Annotated in this window: 13 protein-coding genes; 6 read left to right on the forward strand and 7 right to left on the reverse strand. The window is 71.6% G+C overall.

The features are described 5' to 3' along the window. The first annotated feature begins 4 nt into the window (after positions 1 to 4). Positions 5 to 742, forward strand: coding sequence for a DUF2625 family protein (locus tag OG446_RS35875; RefSeq protein ID WP_328897955.1), 738 nt, complete (start codon positions 5 to 7; stop codon positions 740 to 742). Next, positions 739 to 1,953, forward strand: coding sequence for a D-mannonate dehydratase ManD (gene manD, locus OG446_RS35880; protein ID WP_328897956.1), 1,215 nt, complete (start codon positions 739 to 741; stop codon positions 1,951 to 1,953). The genes OG446_RS35875 and manD overlap by 4 nt, the downstream gene beginning before the upstream one ends. Positions 1,954 to 1,983: 30 nt before the next feature. On the opposite strand, the gene OG446_RS35885 is transcribed toward manD, so the two are convergent. Then, positions 1,984 to 3,780 carry an ABC transporter ATP-binding protein gene (locus OG446_RS35885; RefSeq protein ID WP_328897957.1) on the reverse strand — a complete coding sequence of 599 codons (1,797 nt, stop codon included), beginning with the start codon at positions 3,778 to 3,780 and terminating at the stop codon, positions 1,984 to 1,986. A gap of 85 nt (positions 3,781 to 3,865) precedes the next feature. Next, entirely contained in the window at positions 3,866 to 5,095 is a 1,230-nt protein-coding gene (locus OG446_RS35890) for a benzoate/H(+) symporter BenE family transporter (RefSeq protein WP_328897958.1), read from the reverse strand. Positions 5,096 to 5,208: 113 nt separating this feature from the next. On the opposite strand from OG446_RS35890, the gene OG446_RS35895 reads away from it, so the two are divergent. Beyond that, entirely contained in the window at positions 5,209 to 5,754 is a 546-nt protein-coding gene (locus OG446_RS35895) for a helix-turn-helix domain-containing protein (protein WP_328897959.1), read from the forward strand. A gap of 21 nt (positions 5,755 to 5,775) precedes the next feature. Here OG446_RS35895 and OG446_RS35900 read toward each other — a convergent pair whose 3' ends face one another. The 4 genes from OG446_RS35900 to OG446_RS35915 form a co-directional block, all read right to left on the reverse strand. Further along, a complete protein-coding gene (locus OG446_RS35900) occupies positions 5,776 to 6,366 on the reverse strand; it encodes an N-acetylmuramoyl-L-alanine amidase (protein ID WP_328897960.1) in 591 nt (196 codons plus the stop codon). Positions 6,367 to 6,690: 324 nt separating this feature from the next. Continuing rightward, a complete protein-coding gene (locus tag OG446_RS35905; RefSeq protein ID WP_328897961.1) occupies positions 6,691 to 8,040 on the reverse strand; it encodes an esterase-like activity of phytase family protein in 1,350 nt (449 codons plus the stop codon). Positions 8,041 to 8,197: 157 nt separating this feature from the next. Then, on the reverse strand, positions 8,198 to 9,559 hold the full coding sequence (locus OG446_RS35910) for an SWIM zinc finger family protein (RefSeq protein ID WP_328897962.1): 1,362 nt from the start codon (positions 9,557 to 9,559) through the stop codon (positions 8,198 to 8,200). Then, positions 9,556 to 12,462: a DEAD/DEAH box helicase gene (locus tag OG446_RS35915; RefSeq protein ID WP_328897963.1), complete on the reverse strand. Its 2,907-nt coding sequence runs from the start codon at positions 12,460 to 12,462 to the stop codon at positions 9,556 to 9,558. The genes OG446_RS35910 and OG446_RS35915 overlap by 4 nt, the downstream gene beginning before the upstream one ends. A gap of 255 nt (positions 12,463 to 12,717) precedes the next feature. Here OG446_RS35915 and OG446_RS35920 point away from each other — a divergent pair, with 255 nt between their 5' ends. The 3 genes from OG446_RS35920 (at position 12,718) to OG446_RS35930 (ending at position 14,607) form a co-directional block, all read left to right on the forward strand. Beyond that, complete coding sequence (locus OG446_RS35920; protein WP_328897964.1) at positions 12,718 to 13,770, forward strand: fatty acid desaturase family protein; 1,053 nt, start codon at positions 12,718 to 12,720, stop codon at positions 13,768 to 13,770. A 96-nt stretch (positions 13,771 to 13,866) separates the two neighbouring features. Further along, positions 13,867 to 14,049 (forward strand): hypothetical protein, encoded by a 183-nt coding sequence (locus OG446_RS35925; RefSeq protein ID WP_136325839.1) that lies wholly within the window; start codon positions 13,867 to 13,869, stop codon positions 14,047 to 14,049. Positions 14,050 to 14,064: 15 nt separating this feature from the next. Beyond that, a complete protein-coding gene (locus tag OG446_RS35930; protein ID WP_328897965.1) occupies positions 14,065 to 14,607 on the forward strand; it encodes an MOSC domain-containing protein in 543 nt (180 codons plus the stop codon). 128 nt (positions 14,608 to 14,735) lie between these two features. Here OG446_RS35930 and OG446_RS35935 read toward each other — a convergent pair whose 3' ends face one another. Continuing rightward, positions 14,736 to 15,734, reverse strand: coding sequence for a hypothetical protein (locus OG446_RS35935; protein ID WP_328897966.1), 999 nt, complete (start codon positions 15,732 to 15,734; stop codon positions 14,736 to 14,738). Between the last annotated feature and the right edge of the window lie 39 nt (positions 15,735 to 15,773).

Raw genomic sequence — 15,773 nt, forward strand, 5'->3', positions numbered from 1 at the left:
GTGCATGCGACAGCTGAGCGAATGGACGGACGTGGAGGACCCTGCGTGGCCGGTCCTCCAGGATGAGTTCGCCGGCCGTCCGGTGCCGGTGGAGGTGCTGCCGGTGACCCCGAGCAGGGCCGCGCCTGGCTGCTCCAGCTGCGGGTCGGCGCGCGATCCGCTCTCCCTGGTGCTGCACTCCGGCGGACTGGTCGTGGACCACGGACGGGTGCGCGTTCTCGCAGGCGCGCCGAGCGGCGCGGCCGGTCTTCCCGGTCCGGCCCGGGTCAATCGCTTCCCGGCCGCGTTCGACCCCGCCTGGCGCCCGCTGGGCGCCCTGGTCGTCGGCCACGATGTCCTCGGCGGGGTGTTCGCTCTCAACGGCCACGATCCCGCAGCGTGCGGCCGGCCCGGTGCGCCCGGACAGATGCTCTGCTTCGCGCCGGACTCCCTGGAACGGGAGGCGAGGGAGATGGGCTGCGGAACGTGGCTGACCTGGCTGCTGCCCGGACGGCTGGACCAGTTCCACGACGGGCTCCGGTGGCCAGGACGGCAGCGCGAGTCGCAGTCGCCGGAGTTGTCCCAGGGAATCGCCGGGTACCCCTTCCTGCGGTCGAAGGAAGCCCGGGCGGATTCGGCTGCGACCACGAGGACGCCCGTTCCTCTGACCGAGTTGCCCACCCTGAGCAGCGACTTCTGCCGGCAGACGGGGCTGGGCGACCCCGGATTTCTCGGTTCATTTCCCTCGGAGGGACCCGCATGAAGATCGTCGACGCGAAAGTCGTCGTCACCGGACCGGGACGCAACTTCGTCACCCTGAAGCTGACGACCGACGAAGGCCTCACCGGCCTCGGTGACGCCACGCTCAACGGGCGGGAGCTGGCCGTCGTCGGCTATCTCCGCGACCATGTGGCGCCCCTGCTCACCGGCCTCGACCCGCACCGGATCGAGGACACCTGGCAGTACCTCTACCGCGGCGCCTACTGGCGGCGCGGGCCGGTGACCATGGCCGCGATCGCCGCCGTGGACGTGGCCCTGTGGGACATCAAGGCGAAGGCCGCCGGCCTGCCGCTCTACCAGTTGCTGGGCGGCGCGAGCAGGGACCGTGTCGGCACCTACGGACATGCCAACGGCCGGGACATCCCCGAACTCCTCGACTCCGTACGGGCCAGACTCGCCGAGGGCTATCCCGCCGTCCGCATCCAGACGGGCATCCCGGGGCTGAAGGCCGTGTACGGGGTGTACCACCAGGACGACGACGGCACGACGGTCGCCCATCAGCAGGCCCGTCCCCTGGTCGAGGACTGGGACACGGACGCCTACCTGCGCCACACGCCGGCCGTCTTCGAGGCGGTCCGCGCGGAGTTCGGGGCCGAGCTTCCGCTGCTCCACGACGCCCATCACCGCCTCACCCCGATCCAGGCGGCACGGCTCGGCAAGGACCTGGAGCCGTACCGGCCGTTCTGGCTGGAGGACTGCACGCCCGCCGAGAACCAGGAGGCGCTGCGTCTGGTCCGCCGCCACACCACCACACCCCTCGCCGTGGGCGAGGTGTTCAACACCGTGTACGACTACCAGTCACTGATCACCGAGCAGCTGATCGACTACGCCCGGTCCGCGGTCACCCACTTCGGCGGCGTCACACCGCTGCGCAAGCTCTTCGACTTCGCCGCCCAGTACCAGGTGAAGAGCGCCGTCCACGGACCGGAGGACATCTCGCCGGTCGGGATGGCCGCGGCCGTCCACCTCGACCTCGCCGTCCACAACTTCGGCATCCAGGAGTACGCGGGCCACAACCCGCTGACCGAGGCGGTGTTCCGGCACGCGTACACCTTCACGAACGGGTACCTGCACCCGGGCGAGGCGCCGGGGATCGGCGTGGAGCTGGACGAGGAGGCGGCGGCCGCGCATCCGTACGAGCGGGCCTACCTTCCGGTCAACCGGCTCCGGGACGGCAGCGTCCACGACTGGTGAGCCGCGGAGCGCCGCCGGCCGCCGGGGCCCCTACGGGTAGGCGGGCTGAAGGCCCGCGTACACCCCTTCCCGGCCGATCAGTTCCTCGTGCGTCCCCACCTCCGCGATCCTGCCGCCCTCCATCGCCACGATGCGGTCGGCGCCCTGGATCGTGGAGAGCCGGTGGGCGACGACGAAGACCGTACGGCCGTGCACGAGCCGCGAGAGGGCTTCCTGCACGAGGGCCTCGGAGCGGTTGTCCAGCGCGGACGTGGCCTCGTCGAGCACCAGCACCCTGGGGTCGCGGATCAGCGCCCGTGCGATGGCGAGGCGCTGCTTCTGGCCGCCCGACAGCCGTGCGCCGCGCTCGCCGACGACCGTGTCGAGGCCGAGCGGCAGATCGTTGACGAACTCCAGCGCGTTGGCGTCCGTCAGCGCGCGTATGAGTGTGGCCTCGTCCGTGTCACCCATCCCGTAGGTGACGTTCTCGCGGATGCTGCCCTCGAAGAGGATCGACTCCTGCGGCACCACGGACAGGAAGCGCCGGTAGCTGCGCAGATCGAGTCCCGCCATGTCGGTGCCGTCGAGCATGATGCGGCCCGACGTGGGACGGATGAAGCCGATGAGGAGGTTCAGGACGGTCGACTTGCCCGCGCCCGAAGCACCGACCAGCGCGATGGTCTCGCCCGGCCGTGCGGAGAGGGTGAAGCCGTCGACGGCGGGCGCCGCGTCCTCGTAGGCGAATCCGACGTCCTCGAAGTCGATCCGGCCGGTGACGCGGTCGACCTGTGCCTTGCCGGCGTTGTGTTCGAGGTCGGGTGCCTGGAGCACCTCACCCGCCGAACGCACCGATTCCAGCCCCTTGGTGAGGATGGGGGCCAGACCCAGGAGCGTGGTCACCGAGCCGGTCAGGACGGTGAAGAAGGCGCTGAGCATCACGACGTCGCCGGGGGTGATGGGCATCCAGCCGTGGTAGGCGACCAGTGCGGACCCGGTCAGGCACAGCACGCCGAGCGTGTTGAGGATGACCCAGGCCAGCGATCCGAAGCGGCCGTTGATCACGTCCAGGCGCAGACCGGCCGCGAAGACCTGGCGCAGCGAGCCGTCGACCCGGCCGAGCGCGGTGCGCTCCAGCCCGTGGGCGCGGGTGATGGGGATGAGCGTGGTCATCTCACCGACGCGGGAGGAGAGCTGCTCCACCTCGCGCCGGAAGGATTCGTTGTGACTGCGCAGCCGGGCGCGCAGCTTCATCACGAGGAAACCGGCCGCCGGCACCACGATCAGGAAGACCGGCAGGAACGCGGGCACGCGCACGCCGATGACCACGAGACCGCCGACCAGCGTCACGACGGCGCCGAGCCCCATGTCGGCGCTCTGCTGCATCATCTGCTCCACGGACTCCACGTCGCGGACCACCTTGGCCTGCAGGACGCTCGAACTGACCCGTGAGTGATAGCCGATGGACAACTGCTGCATACGACGGCACAGCGCCGAGCGCAGGGTCGTGCCCATCCGCCGGATGCTGCCACCGAGGCAGCGTACGTACCACTGGTGCAGCGGGTAGTTGATCACGAGGATGAACAACAGGATGCCGGTGGCCTTCCACAGCCGGGATTCCGGACCGTGCTGGACGACGACGTCCAGGACCGTGGCGGTGATGAGGGGAAGCAGCCAGATGGGGCTGTGCTTCACGACGAAGATGGCCACCGCGAGTGCCAGTCGCCCGCGGTCGGGCCGGAAGAGGTGGCCGAGGGTCCGGAACGGGTTCTCGCCGCGGTAGCGGTGGTCGAGGTGGTCGAAAGGCGCCAGGGATTCGGCGGAGGGTGGTTGGGAAACCGCTTTCTGCATGGTGTCCATCCCACCCCGCTCCCGCCGTCCGGGGCAACTCCGTTCCACGGACAGGACAGGAGCGGGTGGTGGGTTCCGACAGGTCTCAGTGGACGCGGACTTCGTCCGGCAGCGGCTCGGGTGCGGGCGCCTTGCGGCGCGGGCGGCCCACCGAGGCGATCGCACCGGTGACCAGTCCGGCCAGCAGGCCCCAGAACGCCGAGCCGATTCCCAGCAGCGTCACGCCGGAAGCGGTGGCGAGGAAGGTCACCACGGCCGCTTCCCTGGACGCCTTGTCGGCCAGTGCCGCGGTCAGTGAGGCCTCGATGGTCGCCAGCAGGCCGATCCCGGCGATCGCCAGGACGAGTTCCTGCGGCATCGCGGTGAGGAGGGAGGCGACGGTCGCGCCGAGCAGCCCGACGCAGAGGTAGAAGACGCCCGCCCACACCGCGGCGAGGTAGCGCTTGTCCCGGTCGGGATGCGCCTCCTCGCCCGTGCAGATGGCTGCCGTGATCGCGGCCAGGTTGAGGCCGAACGCCCCGAAGGGCGCCAGGACCGCGTTGGCGGCACCCGTCCAGGTCATCAGGGGCGAGACCGGCACGTCGTAGCCGGCGCCGCGGATCACGGCGACGCCGGGCAGGTTCTGCGAGGCCATGGTGACGACGAACAGCGGTGCGCCGACGCTGACCAGGACCTTCCAGTCGAACTCCGGCGCGGTGAACACCGGGGCGGCCAGGGCGAGGCGGACCTGGCCCAGCTGCCAGCCTCCGGTGAACACGGTGGCCACCACGCCCGCGGCGAGCGCCAGCAGCACCGCGTAACGGGGCAGCAGCCGCCGGCCGAGCAGATAGAGCACGAACATCGGGAACGCGACCGCGAATCCGCCGTGCATCGTGCTGAACAGCCCTGTGCCGAACCGCAGCAGTACCCCGGCGAGGAGTGCGGCGGCCAGGGGCACCGGGATCCGGCCCATGAGCCGGCTGAACCAGCCCGTCATCCCGCTCACGAGGATGAGCAGCCCCGAGAAGACGAACGCGCCGACCGCCTGAGCCATCGACACACCGCTCAGACCGGTCGTGAGCAGCGCGGCTCCCGGTGTCGACCACGCGGTCACGACGGGGGCCCGGTAGCGCAGTGACAGCCCGATGCAGGTGCAGGCAAGGCCGACACCGAGCGCGAGCATCCAGGACGAGATCTCGCGCGCGTCCGCCCCCGCCGCCCGGGCGGCCGTGAAGACGAGCGCCGCCGAACTGGTCACGCCGACCATGACGGCGATCAGTCCGGCGACCACGGCCGAGGGCGGCGCGATCGAGCGTATGCGGGTGATCGCGAACATGAGGGAGCCACTTCCTGCGCGGTTCGTTCTGTATACGGAACGTTCTGTATGTGGAACACTAGAGAGGCGGGCCGACGCCCGTCAACCAGGACAGCGGAGCGGGTGCACGGCCGATGGGGCTGAACGAGGACGTGGGGCGCAGGCTGCGCGCGCTGCGGCGCGAACGGGACCTGTCCCTGTCGGAGCTCTCCCGGCGCTCACGCGTCGGCAAGGGCACGCTCTCGGAGCTGGAGAGCGGGACGCGCAACCCCACCCTGGAGACGCTGTACGCACTCACCACCGCCCTGGGGCTGCCGCTGAGCGCCGTACTGAGCGACCCGCTCCCGGTGGACGGCCCCGCGCCCGCGGGCGTCTCCGGGAGCGCCGTCACCGCCGTCCTGCTGGAGCGGTACGAGGACGGGGCCGCCGTCACCGACGTGTTCCGCATCAGCATCCGCGCGGGCGCGGTCCAGGAGTCCGAGGCGCACGTCCCGGGCACGCACGAGAGCCTGATGGTCCTGACCGGCACCGCCGTCGTGGGCCCGCCGGACGACACCAGGACGGCCGGCCCCGGCGCCTCCGCGCACTGGCGGGCCGACGCGCCCCATGTCTACGGCGCGCCCGACGGTGATGTGGAGGGCGTCCTCTTCGTCCGCAGTCCGGTGGCGGAGGCCCCGTAGGACCGCCGGGCGGTCAGCGGGTCACGACACGCTCAGGAGGTTGACCAGGCGGATGTAGCGGACCCAGTCCCAGTGAGGGCCCGGGTCAGTATGGTCGGTGCCCGGGACCTGCGCGTGGCCGAGGATGTGCGCGCGGTCCTTGGGGATGCCGTAGCGGTCGCACACCGAGGCGGTCAGCAGCGCCGACTTCTCGTACATGGCGTTGGTGAAGTAGGCGGGTTGGTCCACGTACCCCTCGTGCTCGATGCCGATACTGCGGGTGTTGTAGTCCCAGTTCCCGGCGTGCCAGGCGACGTCCTTCTCCCGCACGCACTGGTCGATGTAGCCGTCCGCCGAGCGCACCACATAGTGCGCGGACACCTGTTTCGCCGGATTCTGGAAGATCGCCACGGCGTCCGAGAACGTCTCCTGGGTGACATGGATGATCACGTACTGCACCGGATACGCCGAAGGCCGCGTCGACACCGTGTAGTTGGACGCGGAGGCCGGGACCCAGTGGGCCGCCGGATAGTCCGTGTCACCGGCCGTCGCCGCGGTCGCGCGGACGGAAGCGGGAAGCAGTGCCGCCGCGGCCGTGGCCGCCGCGCCCTGAAGGATCCTTCTGCGGTCCATGTGCACTCCTGGGTGTGGGGGAGGGGGGACGCGCACAGCTGCGGGGCCGGTTGACCGGTGCATCGTCCCGGGCCGGTGGGGCGCTGTTCCGGAACGGGGCCTCGCGCGGGAGTCCGGTACCCGATTCCCCCGCGCATCCCGTGACTCCCTCCTGTCCGCTGACCGGAAGCCGGTGTCCGCTGTACGGCCGAGCAATGTGCGCGCCCCACCGTACGGGCGCCGCCCGGGTGGCGGAAGACGGCAGGGGCCCGAAATCGATGCGGGCGGCGTGGAGTTGGGCCGCCCGGCAGGAGTGGGACGGGCGGCCCGGGAGACCCGTGCGGGTCAGTGGGTGAGCGGACGCGGCAGCTTCAGCAGGGTCACGGAGGTCTCGATCCCGGAGTCGACCAGCCGGCCGTCCGCGTCGAAGGCGCCCGCCCCGTCGGTCATGCCGAAGTCGTTGTCGTTGATGAGGGCGAGCGTGCTGCGGCCCGTCACCGCCACGCCCTCGATCTTTCCGGGCACTCCGGCCACCTTCCCCAGGTCGACGACGAGGCTCTTGCGCAGGACCGGGACACCCGAGGCCGCCGGGTCCGCCAGTTCCTCGTACGAGGGCGAAGCGGACGGCGCGTCCCAGCGCGAGCCCAGGATGCCGGCGCCGCGGGGGAGCGTGACCCGGTGCAGACGGGCCGCCCGGTCGGTGCGCTCCTCGACCAGGAGGTCGTTGCCGCCGATCGCGACGACCGAGGAGATCTTCAGCTCGGACGTGTCGTCCTCACCCGGGTCCACGACACCCACCGCGTCGAAGCGGTACGCGTACTCGGCCGTGACCGCTCGCTTCTTCGTGGAGAAGCGCAGCAGCCGCACATTGCGCGAGGCCTCGCCCGCGTCCTTGTCGGGCAGCGAGAGCGGGCTCTGGACGGCGAGCACCAGATCGCCGTTCGGCAGCAGTGCCAGGCCCTCGAATCCGCGGTTGATCTTCCGGTGCAGCAGGACGCCGGGCAGCGCCTCCACGACGGGGTAGTCCGCGCCCGCGAGGTTCAGGCCCTCGGGGACGTAACGGGCGAGCACCCGGCCGCTCCCGGAGACGTGCACCAGCGACGGACCGTACTCGTCGACCAGCCAGAACGAGCCGTCCGCGCCGCGGACGACGCCTTCCGTGTCCAGACCGTTCGGGTTGTACGGAAGGGGCGTCCTCGCGTCATAGGAGTACGGGGCCTCGTCCCGGTCCGCCTGGTTCGCGAGACCGGTGACGGGGGCGCCGGAACGCGTGGTCAGCGGCAGGGAGCGCAGTACCTCGACGCGCTTGCCGCTCAGCCGCACCTTGACGATCGCCGGGTCGAACCCCGGGACGGGGAAGGTCCGCCGCTTGGTGCCGTCGACCTTGATCTGGCCGTTCGGGCCGCGGTCCGTGACGGTCCAGAACTCGCCCTCGCGGCCGGCCGGGAAGATGTCGCTGCCGATGCCGCCGAGCATCACGCCGCGGTCGTCCCCCACGGACCCGGGCAGCAGGCCGTTGCTGAATCCGGCCAGCGGGACGTCGCCGAGCACAGCGCTCGCGGTGACCCGCGCGGTGGCCTCGGGGCGGTGGTGCCGGTCCTGCGCGCCGGTTGCGGTGCCGGCGACACCTACCGTGCCGAGCAGGGCGAGCGGCAGCCCGACGGCAAGGGATCGACGGACGACACGCGCGGACATGGGGCCTCCTGAGGAGCAAAGGATCTGACGGCCGTCACGTTCCGCCGTGCGCCTCAACGAACGGTGACATTCAGTTGAACTCCGGGTCAGGACCCGGCGGCGGGCAGGGGCGGCCCGCACCTGTCCGCCCGCCTGCCCGCCGCCCAGTGAGCCGTTGTCAGCCGTCGGCGGGGGCCGCCGCGTCCGCCCAGGCCGCGGCGGGATCCTCGTCGCAAGGCCCCGCCGGAGTCCAGCGGCCGCTCTCCTTGCGGTACGGATACCAGCGCCCGTCCCGCCCGTAACGGAGTTGGACCGTGCCGTCCGCCGAAGTCCAGCGGTTGCGCTCGCACCGCAGCCGGGGGGCCTCGTCCTCCTCCCAGGCTCCGGCGAGCCGCGTCCTGGCCCGGGCGAGGGCGGTGGCGTCCGGGGCCCATTCCTCGTCGAGCACGGCGAGCGCGGCCGCGCCACCGTACTGCCAGGCGCGCACCGCTGCCGGCAGACCGGCGCGCTGCCGGCCCGAGCCGGTCGCCAGCCGGTTCACGATCCACGGCTCGGGCCGCGCCTCGGCTGCCAGCCTCACCGCGTCCTGCTGGGGCGTCAGCCCTGCCGGGACGGCCTGCTGCCCGTGACCCGGCGCCAGCGCCTCCGCCAGCATCCGGTGCGCCCGCCTCGCGCCGTCGGTGGCCAGCATCTCCAACGCCGTCGGGTCCACCCCCGGTTCCGGATCGGTCTCCGTGTCCAGCGAGGGAGCCTGCCCCGGCTCAGCGGGAAGCGCGGGAACCGGGGGCAGTGGCGGGAGGACGCCCGCCGCCGCGTATGCCTCCGCCGCCGGGACCCCGCGCACGGCCCGGTCCTCGGACTCCTCGGCCGGCTCGTCGGTGGTGGCCGACGGCGTGTGACCCGCCGCCCTGACGGCGATGCGGACCTGGAGCTCGTCCAGCAGCCGCCGTTCACCGCGACCCCGCAGCAGCAGCAGGACGAACGGATCCTGGTCCAGCAGCCGTGCCACCTGGTAGCAGAGCGCGGCCGTGTGCGGGCAGTGGTCCCAGGCCTCGCAGCTGCACTCCGGGTCGAGGTCGCCGATCCCCGGCAGGAGGTCCACTCCGGCCGCCGCGGCGTCCTCGACCAGATGCGGCGGCATCTCCCGGTCGAGCAGGGCGGCGATGTGCCCGGCCCGGTCGACGGCCATGTCCAGAAAGCGGTCCCACTCTCCCTCCGTCAGCTCCTGGAGCAGTACGTCGCTGCGGTAGCCGCTCTCGTCCCGGTCCCGGACCACCGCGGTGATCCGGCCCGGCCGCACGGACACCGCGCCGACCCGGCCCTCACGTGCGAACCGGCGGCCCTTCTTGAGCTGTTGTCCGTCCAGTGCGGTGTCCTCCAGGGCCTTCAGCCACGCCCGGCCCCACCAGGACTCGGCGAAGCCGCGGCCCTGCGCGGGCGGCAGCGCGGCGAACGTGCGCTCCTGCCCGGGCACTGTCTCGTCCGGTCCGTCCCCGTCGTTCCGGTCGCCGAACGCGTCCGCCTCGTATCCCTCGCTCATCGTGCGCCCCCTCGCAGTTCCACCAGATCGGCCAGTTCCGCATCGCTGAGCTCGGTCAGGGCGCTCTCGCCCGAACCGAGCACCGCGTCCGCGAGACCCTGTTTGCGGGCCAGCATCTCCGCGATCCGGTCCTCGATCGTGCCCTCGGCGATCAGCCGGTGGACCTGCACCGGCTGGGTCTGCCCGATGCGGTACGCGCGGTCGGTGGCCTGCGCCTCCACCGCCGGATTCCACCAGCGGTCGAAGTGGACCACATGGCCCGCGCGGGTGAGATTGAGCCCGGTCCCCGCGGCCTTGAGCGACAGCAGGAACACCGGCGCCCCGCCCGACTGGAAGCGGCTGACCATCGCCTCGCGCTGGGCCACCGGCGTTCCGCCGTGCAGGAACTGGGTGCCGATCCCGCGCGCCGCCAGATGGCGCTCCAGGAGCCGGGCCATCTGCACGTACTGGGTGAAGACGAGGACACCCGCCCCCTCGGCGAGGATGGTGTCCAGCAGTTCGTCGAGCAGCTCCACCTTGCCCGAACGGTCCGCGACCTGCGGCTCCTCCTCCTTCAGATACTGCGCGGGGTGGTTGCAGATCTGCTTGAGCGCGGTGAGCAGTTTCACCACCAGGCCGCGCCGTGCCATGCCGTCGGCTTCGGAGATCGCGGCCAGCGTCTCCCGCACCACCGCCTCGTACAGACCCGCCTGTTCGGCCGTCAACGACACCGCACGGTCCGTCTCCGTCTTCGGCGGGAGCTCCGGGGCGATGCCCGGATCGGACTTGCGCCGGCGCAGCAGGAACGGCCGTACCAGAGCGCCGAGGCGCTCGGCCGCCGCCGGGTCGCTCCCGCCCTCCACCGCACGCGCGTACCGGGTGCGGAAGGTGCCGAGCCTGCCGAGCAGGCCGGGTGTGGTCCAGTCGAGGATGGCCCACAGCTCGGAGAGGTTGTTCTCCACGGGAGTACCGGTGAGGGCGACCCGCGCCTGTGCGCGGATCGTGCGCAGCTGCCTGGCCGTCGCCGAGTACGGGTTCTTCACGTGCTGGGCCTCGTCGGCGACGGCCATGCCCCATCGCACGGCCGCGAGCCGGGACGCGTCCAGCCGCATGGTGCCGTACGTGGTCAGGACGAACTCGCCGTCCACCAGGCCCTCCAGGCTGCGTGACGCGCCGTGGAAGCGGCGGACCGGGGTGCCCGGGGCGAACTTCTCGATCTCCCGCTGCCAGTTGCCCATCAGCGAGGTCGGGCAGACCACCAGGGTGGGTCCGGCGGCCCCGTCGAGGGTCTGGCGATGCAGATGCAGAGCGATCAGCGTGATGGTCTTGCCGAGCCCCATGTCGTCGGCGAGACAGCCACCGAGCCCGAGGGACGTCATCGTGTGCAGCCAGTTCAGGCCGCGGAGCTGGTAGTCCCGCAACGTCGCGGTGAGCGCGGCCGGCTGACCGACCACCGGCTGGTCCGCCTGCGGGGACTCCGGGTCGGCCACCCGCTGACGCAGCCGCTCCAGCCAGCCCGTCGCCCGCACGTCGACCCGGTGACCGTCGAACTCGGTGGAACCCGTCAGTACGGCGCCGAGCGCGTCGATGGGGGTGACCTTGCGGTCCTGCGTCTCCCGGGCGCGGCGCGCCTCCTCCGGGTCGATCAGGACCCATTGGTCGCGCAGCCGCACCAGCGGCCGCCCCGCCTCGGCGAGCCGGTCGAGTTCGGCACGGCTCAGCTTCTGGTCACCGAGGGCGAACCACCAGTTGAACGTCAGCAGGGAGTCGGCGGACAGGAGGGCGGGCGTGTCCGACACGTTGCCCGCCGGCCCCCGGCTCCCGTCGGGTGCGCCCTCGCCGCCCGCCTCGTCCGGGGGGCCGATCACCGCGCGTGCCGTCAGCGTGCGGGCCAGTTCCCGGGGCCAGTGCACCTGAACACCGGTGGCGGCGAGGGCCCGTGAGGCGGGGCCCAGAAGATCGGCGATCTCGTCGTCGGCCGGCTCCACGGCGTCCGGCACCGCCGCCGACAGCAGGGGTGTCAGGGGCGGCCAGGCGCGGGCGGCCCGGCGCAGCATCAGCAGGGTGTCCATCCGGGCCCGCGGCCCGAACGACGCGGCGGCAGGCCCCGAGCCTGTCCAGATCTCGGCGGCGTCGGCGACCAGCGTCGGATCGCTCACGCCGTGGATCTGCGGAACGACCCGGAAGGACGGGCCGGAGGGCTGCTCGGGATGTGCCTCGCCGCTCCGGTCGAGGCCCGACACCTCCACGCGCAGCGAGAGCCGGACGCCCGCGTCGTGCCCCGCGGCGACGTCGGTGACCCAGGCCCGCCGGCCGGGCAGGTGCTGCGGCGCGTCCGCGGCGAACGCCGGACCGCCCGCGGCGAAGGTGGCACCCGGTGTGCGCGGCAGGCCGTCCGCGACCGCGTCGAGGAACTCCCGTACCAGCCACTCCGGTTCGGGCAGCAGGAGAGGCTGGGCCAGTGCGTCGACGGGCACCGCGTGGGCGGTGGGAGGCATGGAAGCGGCCAGGGTGCGGATGCGCGTCCGGTCGTCCGCGGTGAGCGGCCCGGCCCGCCATGCGTCGTGATCCGTGGCGCTCAGGCCCGGCAGCAACAGCCCCCGGGCGGCGAACTGCAGGGCCAGCAGCCCCGCCGCCCCCCAGAACGAGGCTGCCGCGGAGGCGTGCGCCGCGGTCCGGGCACGGGTGAGTACGGGCAGCGCGTCCCGTACCGGGAGGATCCGTGCGGGCACCGCGTACGGCTGGACATCGGCACCGGCGACGGTGAGTTCCTCGACGGTTCCGGGGGCGTCTGGCGGGCTGCTGCCGTCCGGATACCAGAAGGCGACCCGTCCGGTCCGGGCGGGATCCGCGGGCAGGAAGACCACGCAGCAGCCGGCGAGTGCGGAGATCTCGGAGAGCGTTGCTGCGGAGAGGCGGTGCACAGCGATGTCAGAGTCCTCAAATTTGACTAGTGGGCCGAGGTCGCCGAGGGTACTCCATCGCGGCCATTGACGGGGGTCCGTGGCGGGTGATTCAAGTCACGTGCGCAAATCCGTCATATCTGGCAGGTGTTGCCAGCCCCCCGTCGGAATGAGGGGGTTGGCACCAGGAAACTCCGGGTGGTGGCTCCATGGCTGCTATACATCTGCGACCCGTACGTTTCATCAGGTCAGCGCACCTATAAGACCGGAGACATCATGCCTCAGGCCGCAACCACTGTCGCGGAACCGACTCGCGACAGTGACAGAAGTGCCGGAAGTACAGGAAGTGACTTCGCGCCACTGCTGCGGGCCGTCAAGGGGCAAGGGCTCCTCGAACGGCGTACCGGCTGGTACACGGCAGGCATTGCCGCCAATCTCATCACCCTGGGCGCGCTGCTGAGCGCGGTGGTCCTCCTCGGCAACACCTGGTGGACCCTGCTCCTCACTCTTCCCCTGGCCATCATCTGGTCCCGCACCGCCTTCGTCGGACATGACGCCGGCCATGCCCAGATAACCGGCGACCGGCGGGTGAGCCGGACCATCGGCCTGGTCCACGCCAACCTCCTGCTCGGCATGAACGAAGCGTGGTGGAACGACAAGCACGTACGTCACCACGCCAACCCGAACCACATCGACAAGGACCCGGACGTCGGCGTCGGCGCCCTCGTCTGGACCCAGAAGCAGGCAGCCCAGCGCGAGGGCTTCGCCCGCTGGCTCACCCGCAACCAGGCCCGGTTGTTCTTCCCGATGCTGCTCCTCGAAGGCATCGCCCTGAAGATCTCCGGCTTCCAGTACCTGCGGCAGCAGCCCGTCAAGGAGCGCGCCCTGTCGGCCGCACTCCTCGTGGCTCACCTGGGCCTCTACGCCACGCTGCTGCTCAGCGTCATGTCCCCGGGAAAGGCCATCGTCTTCGCGCTCGTTCACCACGCGCTCTTCGGTCTCCACCTCGGGATGGCCTTCGCCCCGAACCACAAGGGCATGGAGATGCCCGATCCCGACGGGGACCGCTGGGGACACCTGCAGCGACAGGTCCTCACCTCGCGCAACGTACGGGGCGCCGTCCTCACCGACTGGTTCCTCGGCGGTCTCAACTACCAGATCGAGCACCACCTCTTCCCGAGCATGCCGCGCCCGCACCTGCGGCTCGCCCAGCCCCTGGTCAAGGCGCACTGCGAGGCACTCGGCATGCCGTACGCCGAGACCGGACTCATCGAGTCCTACCGGCAGGCGCTGGAGCACATGCACGAGGTCGGCGCCCCTCTGCGGTGACGGGCGCGCGGGCGCCCGCCGCCACGAGGAACCGATGGGCGCCCACAGGCGTTCTCACAGCAGGAGCGGCCACGGGCCGCGAAGGAGGCGTGGACGATGTCGAACAGCGCAAAGATCGCCATCGGGGGAGTTGTCGTCGCAGTCGTCCTGATGCCGTTCATCGGGTTCTGGCTGTCACTGCTGGTGCTCATCGGAGTTCCCGCCATCGCGTATCTGGCCTTGGACCCGAGCCAGCGGCGCAGGCTCCGTAGGATCACGCGTAAGGAAATAGGCCGCTGAGAGGGGACCTGCGCAGTGAGCGGGACAGTCACCGTGGTGAGCAGCAATGAGTCGTACACCTTCACCAAGCCGAACCGGGAGAGCGTCACCCTGCTGACCGGGCTCGGAGTGGAGGGGGACGTACACGCGGGGGTGACGGTCAAGCACCGTTCCAGGGTCGCGCAGGACCCCACCCAGCCCAATCTGCGCCAGGTCCATCTCATACATGAAGAACTGTTCGACGAGCTGCGCGAGGCGGGCTTCGAGGTCGCTCCCGGTGACCTCGGGGAGAACGTCACCACCCGTGGCATCGATCTGCTGGCGCTCCCCGTCGGCACCCTGCTGCACCTCGGCGACGAGGCCGTCGTCGAGGTCACGGGGCTGCGCAACCCGTGCCTCCAGATCGACAACTTCCAGGACGGACTGCTCAAGCAGGTCGTCGGCCGCGACGAGGCGGGCAACATCGTCCGCAAGGCGGGCGTCATGAGCGTGGTCGCCGTGGGCGGCACCGTCAGGCCCGGCGACCGGGTCAGAGTCGAGCTCCCGGCCGAGCCCCACCGGCCGCTGGAACGGGTCTGACGTTCGACGCGCGCATGAGGGAGCCCCGGGATCGAAGGATCCCGGGGCTCCCTTACGCGGTGGGTCGTGCCGTCCCGGGGCTCCCTCATGCGGTGGGTCCTGCCGTCCCGGGTCCTGCCGTCCCGCGGTCAGGACGGCCGCACGGCCATGGCGTCCAGGGCCTGGAGCAGTTTGGGGAGCTCCGTCCCGCGCCCCACGGTCAGGATCTCCCCCGGCATCTCGTCGAGCAGCAGGAAGGCGATGTCGTCGGTCCTGGCGACCATGGACCAGCCGGGTCCGTCGGCCCTGATCATCCGGGCGTCGCCCGGGGCGAAGGAGGAGCGGACGCGGCCGGGGGGCGGTGGTGTGTCGACATAGGAGTGCGCTTCGGCCAGAGCGCGCCGTACACCGGGATGTGTGCCGGACAGGGGTGCGTCGTCCGCAGGCGGTCCTGCCTCGGCATCGTCCTCTGGCCGGGGCTCTGCTCCGGCTTCTGCTCCGGCCTCCGGGGCGTCCTCGTCCGGGTTGCCCGCCTGGGGCTTGTCCGGGTCCCCTTCCGAGCCGTCCACCTGCGGCCCGTCCGGGTCCGAGGCGTCCGCGTGCGAACCCTCCTCCTCCCCGTCACCCGCCGGTGCGAAGGCGGTCTCGTCGTCGATCTGCTCCCGCCAGACCGCCCACTGGAGTGCTATCGCGTCCGCACCCAGCCGGCGCTGGGCGGGCCCCCACACGTCGGTGTCCGGCGGGCACAGCGGAACGAGGTCCTCCCCGTCCGCCTCCGGGTCCGGTTCCGGATCGTGCGGAGCGCTCACTCCGGGAGCGGCGACCGCCACGGCGAGCGGCCAGCCGGGGAGCGCGCAGACCACCGAGCGGTCGTCCGGCGACAGGTCGTACTCCATCCCGCAGTCCCACGACGCTATCGCCACGGCCACCAGGGACACGTCGTCGACGACCACCGTCCACCGGGCCCCGTCGCCGTCCTGGCCCAGGACGAGGCCGTAGCCCTCGGCATAGGGCTCCAGGTGCAGGGCCGCGCAGGCTGCCGGGTAGTCGTCGCCGAGAACGCTCGGAAACTGCGCAGGGGTCAGCAGGACCGCGGTCAGCACGTACAGGGCGTCGTCGTCGGCGACTGTGTTGTCCGTCCCGGCCACTGCACCCTCCTCTTCCGTCGTGGTTGTCGTCGGCGCACC

The sequence above is a fragment of the Streptomyces sp. NBC_00236 genome, assembly GCF_036195045.1.
Lineage (GTDB): Bacteria > Actinomycetota > Actinomycetes > Streptomycetales > Streptomycetaceae > Streptomyces.

What these genes read in the sequence shown, in the direction of transcription:
- OG446_RS35875 (WP_328897955.1), top strand. Translation starts at nt 5, where the DNA reads ATGCGACAGCTGAGCGAATGGACGGACGTGGAGGACCCTGCGTGGCCG.
- manD (WP_328897956.1), top strand. Translation starts at nt 739, where the DNA reads ATGAAGATCGTCGACGCGAAAGTCGTCGTCACCGGACCGGGACGCAAC.
- OG446_RS35885 (WP_328897957.1), bottom strand. Translation starts at nt 3,780, where the DNA reads ATGCAGAAAGCGGTTTCCCAACCACCCTCCGCCGAATCCCTGGCGCCT.
- OG446_RS35890 (WP_328897958.1), bottom strand. Translation starts at nt 5,095, where the DNA reads ATGTTCGCGATCACCCGCATACGCTCGATCGCGCCGCCCTCGGCCGTG.
- OG446_RS35895 (WP_328897959.1), top strand. Translation starts at nt 5,209, where the DNA reads ATGGGGCTGAACGAGGACGTGGGGCGCAGGCTGCGCGCGCTGCGGCGC.
- OG446_RS35900 (WP_328897960.1), bottom strand. Translation starts at nt 6,366, where the DNA reads ATGGACCGCAGAAGGATCCTTCAGGGCGCGGCGGCCACGGCCGCGGCG.
- OG446_RS35905 (WP_328897961.1), bottom strand. Translation starts at nt 8,040, where the DNA reads ATGTCCGCGCGTGTCGTCCGTCGATCCCTTGCCGTCGGGCTGCCGCTC.
- OG446_RS35910 (WP_328897962.1), bottom strand. Translation starts at nt 9,559, where the DNA reads ATGAGCGAGGGATACGAGGCGGACGCGTTCGGCGACCGGAACGACGGG.
- OG446_RS35920 (WP_328897964.1), top strand. Translation starts at nt 12,718, where the DNA reads ATGCCTCAGGCCGCAACCACTGTCGCGGAACCGACTCGCGACAGTGAC.
- OG446_RS35925 (WP_136325839.1), top strand. Translation starts at nt 13,867, where the DNA reads ATGTCGAACAGCGCAAAGATCGCCATCGGGGGAGTTGTCGTCGCAGTC.